The 7,141-nt window shown below is 68.2% G+C and carries 6 protein-coding genes and 1 pseudogene; 3 read left to right on the top strand and 4 right to left on the bottom strand.

The features are described 5' to 3' along the window. Positions 1-160 (top strand): annotated as a pseudogene (locus JMF90_RS16440) (copper resistance protein CopD); the annotation flags it as partial. A gap of 137 nt (positions 161-297) precedes the next feature. Here JMF90_RS16440 and dgoD read toward each other — a convergent pair. After that, the gene (gene dgoD / locus JMF90_RS16445; protein WP_006483258.1) at positions 298-1,446 is read right to left on the bottom strand and encodes a galactonate dehydratase; all 1,149 of its coding nucleotides are present in this window, start codon (positions 1,444-1,446) and stop codon (positions 298-300) included. 146 nt (positions 1,447-1,592) lie between these two features. Between dgoD and JMF90_RS16450 the strand changes: the two genes are divergently transcribed. After that, positions 1,593-2,276, top strand: coding sequence for a FadR/GntR family transcriptional regulator (locus JMF90_RS16450; RefSeq protein WP_034174415.1), 684 nt, complete (start codon positions 1,593-1,595; stop codon positions 2,274-2,276). Positions 2,277-2,315: 39 nt separating this feature from the next. Here the strand turns inward: JMF90_RS16450 and JMF90_RS16455 are convergent, their stop codons facing one another. Continuing rightward, the gene (locus tag JMF90_RS16455; RefSeq protein ID WP_011546136.1) at positions 2,316-2,561 is read right to left on the bottom strand and encodes a DUF1272 domain-containing protein; all 246 of its coding nucleotides are present in this window, start codon (positions 2,559-2,561) and stop codon (positions 2,316-2,318) included. Positions 2,562-2,708: 147 nt separating this feature from the next. Here JMF90_RS16455 and JMF90_RS16460 point away from each other — a divergent pair, with 147 nt between their 5' ends. Beyond that, positions 2,709-3,056 carry a GFA family protein gene (locus tag JMF90_RS16460; RefSeq protein WP_011546135.1) on the top strand — a complete coding sequence of 116 codons (348 nt, stop codon included), beginning with the start codon at positions 2,709-2,711 and terminating at the stop codon, positions 3,054-3,056. Between the two features lie 42 nt (positions 3,057-3,098). On the opposite strand, the gene JMF90_RS16465 is transcribed toward JMF90_RS16460, so the two are convergent. Both JMF90_RS16465 and JMF90_RS16470 read right to left on the bottom strand, forming a co-directional pair. Continuing rightward, the gene (locus JMF90_RS16465) at positions 3,099-6,206 is read right to left on the bottom strand and encodes a transglycosylase domain-containing protein (RefSeq protein ID WP_011546134.1); all 3,108 of its coding nucleotides are present in this window, start codon (positions 6,204-6,206) and stop codon (positions 3,099-3,101) included. Positions 6,207-6,463: 257 nt separating this feature from the next. Continuing rightward, positions 6,464-7,141: substrate binding domain-containing protein (locus JMF90_RS16470; RefSeq protein ID WP_201325230.1), on the bottom strand; the 678-nt coding region annotated here is incomplete at its 5' end.

Here is a 7,141-nt window from a genome sequence, read left to right on the forward strand (position 1 = left end):
CCGCTTCTCGGCGCTGCCGCGCCTGCGCCGCACCGCGTCGACCGAGGACGCGCACACGTTCCGCAACATCCTGCATCTCGAAGGGATGACGATGATCGGCGTGTTCGTCGCGGCGGCCGTGCTGTCGTTCAGCGTGCCAGGGTTCGCGGCGCTCGGCTGACGGCCGAACGGCGCGGCGCAGTGTAGGGCGCCGGCGCGCGCCGCGGATGCAAGAACGGCCGCCCTGCCGGGGCGGCCGTGTCGAACGCCTCGCGCGGCGCATGCCGCGCAACGCCTCTTTCTTATCTCACGCGTTCATCACCACTCGGCGACGCTGCCGTCCGCGTGACGCCACACCGGGTTGCGCCAGCGATGTCCCGTCTTCGCCATCTCGCGCACCTTCTCCTCGTTCACGTCGATGCCGAGCCCCGGGCCCTGCGGGATCGCGACGAAGCCGTCCTCGTAGCGGAACACCTCGGGGTTGCGCAGATAGTCGAGCAGGTCGTTGCCCTGGTTGTAGTGGATGCCCAGGCTCTGTTCCTGGATGAACGCGTTGTAGCTGACCGCGTCGAGCTGCAGGCACGCGGCGAGCGCGATCGGCCCGAGCGGGCAGTGCAGCGCGAGCGCGACGTCGTAGCTTTCCGCGAGCGTCGCGATCTTGCGGCACTCGGTGATGCCGCCCGCGTGCGATGCGTCCGGCTGGATGATGTCGACGTAGCCGCCCGCGAGGATGTGCTTGAAGTCCCAGCGCGAGTACAGCCGTTCGCCGAGCGCGATCGGCGTGTTGGTCTGGTTGACGATGTCGCGCAGCGCCTCGGCGTTTTCCGACAGCACCGGCTCCTCGATGAACATCAGCTTGTACGGATCGAGTTCCTTCGCGAGCACCTTCGCCATCGGCTTGTGCACGCGGCCGTGGAAGTCGACGCCGATCCCGACGTGCGGGCCGACCGCGTCGCGCACCGCCGCGACGTTCGCGATCACCTGTTCGACCTTGTCATAGGTGTCGACGATCTGCAGCTCCTCGGAGCCGTTCATCTTCACGGCCTTGAAGCCGCGCTCGACCACCGCGCGTGCATTGTTCGCGACGTCGCTCGGCCGGTCGCCGCCGATCCACGAATACACCTTGATGCGGTCGCGCACCTGGCCGCCGAGCAGCGCGTGCACCGGCACGCCGTGATGCTTGCCCTTGATGTCCCACAGCGCCTGGTCGACGCCCGCGATCGCGCTCATCATGATCGGGCCGCCGCGGTAGAAGCCTGCGCGGTACATCACCTGCCAGTGATCCTCGATCAGCAGCGGGTCGCGGCCGACGAGGTAGTCGGCCAGTTCCTGCACGGCGGCCTCGACCGTGTGCGCGCGGCCTTCGACGACCGGTTCGCCCCAGCCGATGATGCCCTCGTCGGTTTCGATCTTGAGGAACAGCCACCGGGGCGGGACGACGAACGTTTCGAGGCGGGTGATTTTCATGACGCGAGTCTCCATGATTGACCGGCGCGCCCGCGCGGGCGCGGCGCACGATCCGTGCTTTCGCGGTTATCCTAGCGTAGTCGAATAAAAAATAGTATTAATAGCATTAATGTGCAGATAGTGGGCAGTTCGCCCGACGGAGAACGATCATTCAACGCGACCTGCATGGACAGACGGCCTTCCGGCTCGCGACGGCGATCCTGCGCGGCGACTATCCGCCCGAATCGCTGCTGCCGAGGGAACCCGACCTGATGGAGATGTACGGCGTAAGCCGCACGGTGATGCGCGAGGCGCTGCGCACGCTGACGTCGAAGGGGCTGGTCGAATCGCGGCCGAAGGTCGGCACGCGCGTGCGGCCGCGCCGGGCGTGGAACCTGCTCGATGCCGACCTGCTCGACTGGTATGCGCGTGTCGCGCCGCCGCTCGCATTCGCGCTGAAGCTGCAGGAGATGCGCGAGATGATCGAGCCGCACGCGGCCGCGCTGGCCGCGCGAACCCATACGCCCGAAGCATTCGACGCGATCGACGGCGCGGTGCGCGCGATGGCCGCCGCGCGCAACGTCGACGAATGGGTGCGCGCCGATCTGCACTTTCACCTGAGCGTGCTGGAGGCCGGTGGCAACGAGCTGCTGGTGCCGCTCGGCGCGCTGATCGATCGCACGCTCGAGGCGCAACTGCAGTTGAATGCGCGCCGGGCGGACGTGTACAACGCGTCGCTTGCCGAGCATACGGCCGTCAGCGACGCGATTCGCGTGCGCGACGAGAACGGCGCTCGCCGCGCGATGGCGACGCTGCTGGCGGTGACGCGTGCCCGGATCGAGATGTCGTGACGGAAGCGGGCACGCGGCGCCGGTGCCGGCGCCGTGCCGTCAGGCGTTCGCGCAGCCGCCCGGCTTGTGGATCCGTTCCGTCGACGGCGGGTACTTCGCGAGCAGGCTCGCCGGTCGCCGCGGGCGCGCGACCAGGTCGCCGCCGCAGTTCGGGCAGCGGCCCTTCAGCACGTCGTCCGCGCAAGTCGCGCAAAACGTACATTCAAACGTACAGATGCGTGCTTCCTCCGAATCGGGCGGCAGGTCCTTGTCGCAGCATTCGCAGCCGGGGCGCAGTTCGAGCATGACGGTCTCCTGGGTCGGTGAGGGATGGCGCCGTCCGGACATTGCGGGCGACGCATGCGAGCGCTACTGTACGCGTTTGGATCGGCCCGGCCAACGGTGTCCCGCCGGGGCGCCGGCGACGTGCACGGGCTGCACCGGGAGACGACCATGCTTTATCGCGGAAGCTGTCATTGTGGAGACGTGACGTTCGAGGCGGAAGGCGACCTGCAGGGCGTGATGGCGTGCAACTGCTCGATCTGCCGGCGCAAGGGCGCGCTGATGTGGTTCGTGCCGCGCGATCACATGAAGCTGCTGACACCCGACGAGAATCTTGCCACCTACATGTTCAACAAGCACGTGATCCGGCATCGCTTCTGCAAGCGCTGCGGGATTCACGCGTTCGGCGAGGGCGTCGATCCGAAGGGCACCGCGATGGCCGCGATCAACGTGCGCTGCATCGACGGCGTCGACCTCGACGCGCTGCCCGTCACGCACTACGACGGCCGCTCGCACTGAGCGGCGCGCCGGTGCGGGTGCCTACCCGCCGCGATCAGGCGGTCAGGACGGCTGCACGGCCGCTGCATTCGCCGCAGGCGTTTCCGCCTGCGGCGCCGGCCCCGCGGTACGCGTGCCGGCGTCGGCCGGGCGTTCGATCAGCGGTGCGAGCGCCGGCGCCATCGACTTCAGCAACTGCACGGCCATCGCGCTCGTGAAGTCGTAGCGCGCCGCATACGGTTCGTGCGCGGTCGCCGTCAGCACGCCGAAGAACCGGTCGCCGATCGCGAACACGAAGGTGCCGCTGCGGTTGACCTTGCGCGACTCGATCAGCCGCGCGCCGCGCGCATAGACGTTGAAGCGCTGGTCGCCCGTCCCCGTCTTGCCGTACACGTCGAGCGTCTTGCCGTCCGGCAGCGTGAGCCCGCCCGCGAGGCGGCGCGCGGTGCCGTGGAGCACGACGTCGCGCAGCAGCGTGTGCGCCACGTTGACGATCTCCGGCGACAGCACCGGCTGCGGCTGGGCGGCCGCGCGCACGAAACGCGTTTCGTACGGCGTGCCCTTCGCGAAATCGAGTCGCGTGATCGTCTCGGTCGGCGCCTTCTGGCCACCGTTCGCGATCAGGCCGATCAGTTTCGCGAGCGCGTCGGGCTGGTCGCCCGATGCACCGATCGCGGCCGCATAGGACGGCGTCACTTCCGCGAACGGGTAGCCAAGCGCGCGCCACGACTTCGTGATCTCCGCATACGCGCGCAGCTCGACCATGCGGCGGATGCGCCGGTCCTGCGTCGCGTGGTAGCGGGTCTTGTACAGCCACGAATACGTGTAGAAACGCGTATCGCGGCTGTCGCGCTGAACCTCGGCGAGCGACGCGCCCGGGTGCGCGCGCAGGTAGTTGAGCGTCCACAGCGCGAGCGGATGGACGCTCGCGATATAGCCGCGGTCGTTGAGGTTGAAGCGGTCGATCGCGTACTTCGCGTAGAGCGCGGCGAGATCGTCGTCGGACAGCGTCGCGGCCGGCGTGCCCTTCAGTTGCGCGCGCATCTGCGCCGAGAACCACGCGAGAGACTCGTTCGGCGCGACGCTGCGCAGCACCGTCGCGAGCTTCGGCGGCGACTTGCGTACGTCGCGCAGCATCAGCGCGAGCGCGTCGTCGGGCGCCTTGCCCGCATAGCGCGTGTAGTAGCGCTTCACGTAGACCTGGCTTTCGCCGTCGACGAATTGCTGCAGGTAATGCTGGCGCTGCGCGGGATCGTTGAGCCACGACGACGACGGGCCGGCCGCCTGCAGCGTTTCATAGTGAACGATGTCGCGCATCAGCCGCACGAACACGAGGTTGACCGAGTGCTCGAACGCCGCGTGCAGCGTCAGGATGCGGCCGTTGTCCGACTTCTCGAAGTTGGAGAACACCTGCGCGCCGCCGCCCGTGTAGAACACGTCCGGGCTCGCCGAATATTTGCGCTCGACGGACGCATCGAGCATCGCCTGCAGCGAGCGGTCGCGCGTATGCGACAGATAGTCGAGCGCCCAGCGCGACAGCCCGTCGATCGGATCGGGCTTCACGCGCGCCAGCTCCGCGTTCGACAGGTTCGCATAGCGCGCATGGAGGTCGGAGACGATCTGCAGGTACGTGATCAGCGTGCGCAGCTTCGCGGTCGAGCCGAGGTTGATGCGGCCGCCGCGATTCACGTCGAACGGCTGGTTCACGCTGTCGGTCTGCACGCGCAGCATGTTCGCGCCGTTGCGGTGCTCGTACAGCGTGAAGCTGTACGTGAGGTGCGACGGGTCGTCCTTCGGCGCGAGCATCTCGAAACCGTACAGGCCGGCGGCCTGCGCACCGTCGCGCGTCGACGCCCGCGCGAGCCGCTCGGCGACCGCCTGCTGCACGCCGTTGTCGAGCGTGCTGGTGGCCTGCAGGTCGAGCTGGTCGAGCTGGTACAGGTCGCTGATGCCCAGCGCCGACAGCAGCGATGCGCGCGCGGAGGTGACGGCCTTGCGCGACACGAACGACTGCACGCGCGCGGCGGCCGGCGGCGCGCTGCGTTCGATCTGCGCGGCGAGCGCGGCATCGCGCAGCGCGGGCGAGATCATGCCGCCGTTGGACAGCAGCCGCAGGTAGCTGTCGGTCAGCTTCTGCAACGCCGGATAGCCGCGGTTGAGGAAGTACGACGGCGCGCGCTGCGCGATCAGCAGCGACAACACTTCGCGGAACGTCTTGCCTTGCTGGTCGACGTTGTCGCCGGTCGTCGGCGCGGACAGGATGCGGTTCACGTCGTTGAAGTCGCGGCCATACCACGCGGCGAGACCGTCGCCGATGCCGGTGATTTCGCCCACGTGCGGCCGCGCGGCGAGCGGCACCGAGTTCAGGTAGCGCACGACGATCGTGCGGCGCGCGAGCATCGTCTGCGGACCGTTCAGGTAGGCGCGCACCGACGCGGACGCGATCTGCCGCAGCTTTTCGGGCGGCGTCGCGGTGCGGCCCTCGGGAGAATGGCGGAATTTCTCGATCTGCGTCGCGAGCGTGCTGCCGCCCGGGCGCGCCTGATGGCGGTTGACGACGTGCAGCGCCTGGTCGGCGAGCGCGCGGCTGAAGCGCCCCCAGTCGATCGCCGGGTTGCGGTTCGGTTCGTTCCCGTCGAGCAGGTAGCGATCCTCGATGAACAGCAGCGAATCGGTGATCACGCGCGGCACCGTGTCGAAGTCCGCGTAGACGCGCTGCGGAAACACGGTCGCGAACAGCGGCGAGCCGGTCGAATCGAACAGCATCAGGCCCGTCTGGTCCTTCTCTTCATAAGGAAGGAACAGCCCGCGCTCGCCGAGCGCCAGCATCCGCTGCGAATCGCGCGCCTGCTCGCTGACGACGAAGCCGCGCGAGAGCAGCCGCTGCTGGAACGCGGGGATCATCGCGTAGCCGAAGCGCTGGTCGTACGGGCCGTTCGCGGGGAAGCGGATGTGATCGCTCGGCCCCGCCTCGACCGTATAGCCGACGTCGCGGGTGAGCTCGGACAGGTAGCGCGCCTGCAGCCGGGAGGTTTCGATCTCGGTCTGCACGAGCCGCGCGACGATCGCGAGCGCGATCAGCAGTGCGGCGAGCAAGGACCACTTGACCCACGTCCACACCGAGGCGGGACCGGTCACGCGCGGCAGGATACGATTCAGCGGCCGATTCATGGCGGCGTCTCCCTGAGGGCGCGGTTATCCGGCCGCACCCCATTAAGGATTAGTGTAGTCCTCCGCGGCGGGCTGCCAAGAGCGGTCGACTACCGAGATGCGCCGGCGCAACAGGCGTGCCCATACCCGCCGGGTGACGGGTCGACGGCCGTGGGAGCGCCTGCCGGCGCGCCGCCGCGGCCGGGTGCGGGGCGAGTGCGGCTCGAGCGGGCGACCGCGAATCGGCGTGAAAAATCGTGCGCGATGCCGTCCTGCATTCAACTGACGAAATGGTCGATCAGGTGATCGACGAAAAGTCGGGCCTTGCGCGGAAAGTGCCGGCGGCTCGGGTACGCGACGTTCATCTCGAGGGCCTCGAGCCGATAGCCGGGCAGCAGCGCGAGCAGCCGGCCGTCGTCGAGATCCGACTTGACGAGGAAGTCGGGCAGGACCGCGATGCCCATGCCGGACAGCGCCCAGTTCCGGATCAGCCCGACGTTGTTCGACGACGCGGACTTGTTCGGGCGTACGGTGATGCGCGTCTGGTCGTGATCGAACGACAGGTATTCGCCCATGAAATCGGCATGGAACGCCAGGCAGGCGTGCGACGCGAGATCCTGCGGATGCGCGGGCGTGCCGTGCCGCTCGGCATATTGCGGTGCGGCGCAGACGAGCTGCCTAAGCCGCGTGAGCGGGCGCTTCACCAGCGTGTTGTTGCTGATGTGCTGGGACAGCAGCAGCCCGACGTCGAAGCCCTCCGACACGAGATCGACGTGACGGTCCACGATCGTGACTTCCGGCACGATGGCCGGGTGGCGCATCTTGAACGCATCGATGGCCGGCGCGAGCACGTGCATCCCGAACATGACCGGCGCGGCGATTTTCAGCGATCCGATCGGTTCGTGGTGCATCGAGGCGATCGTGTCCTCCACCCGGTCGATTTCGTCGATCACGTG

The organism is Burkholderia sp. E168m23 (genome assembly GCF_016586125.1).
GTDB lineage: Bacteria > Pseudomonadota > Gammaproteobacteria > Burkholderiales > Burkholderiaceae > Burkholderia > Burkholderia orbicola.

Coding starts and splice junctions, on each gene's coding strand:
- JMF90_RS16455 (WP_011546136.1), bottom strand. CDS start 2,561: ATGCTCGAACTGCGCCCCGGCTGCGAATGCTGCGACAAGGACCTGCCG.
- JMF90_RS16460 (WP_011546135.1), top strand. CDS start 2,709: ATGCTTTATCGCGGAAGCTGTCATTGTGGAGACGTGACGTTCGAGGCG.
- dgoD (WP_006483258.1), bottom strand. CDS start 1,446: ATGAAAATCACCCGCCTCGAAACGTTCGTCGTCCCGCCCCGGTGGCTG.
- JMF90_RS16465 (WP_011546134.1), bottom strand. CDS start 6,206: ATGAATCGGCCGCTGAATCGTATCCTGCCGCGCGTGACCGGTCCCGCC.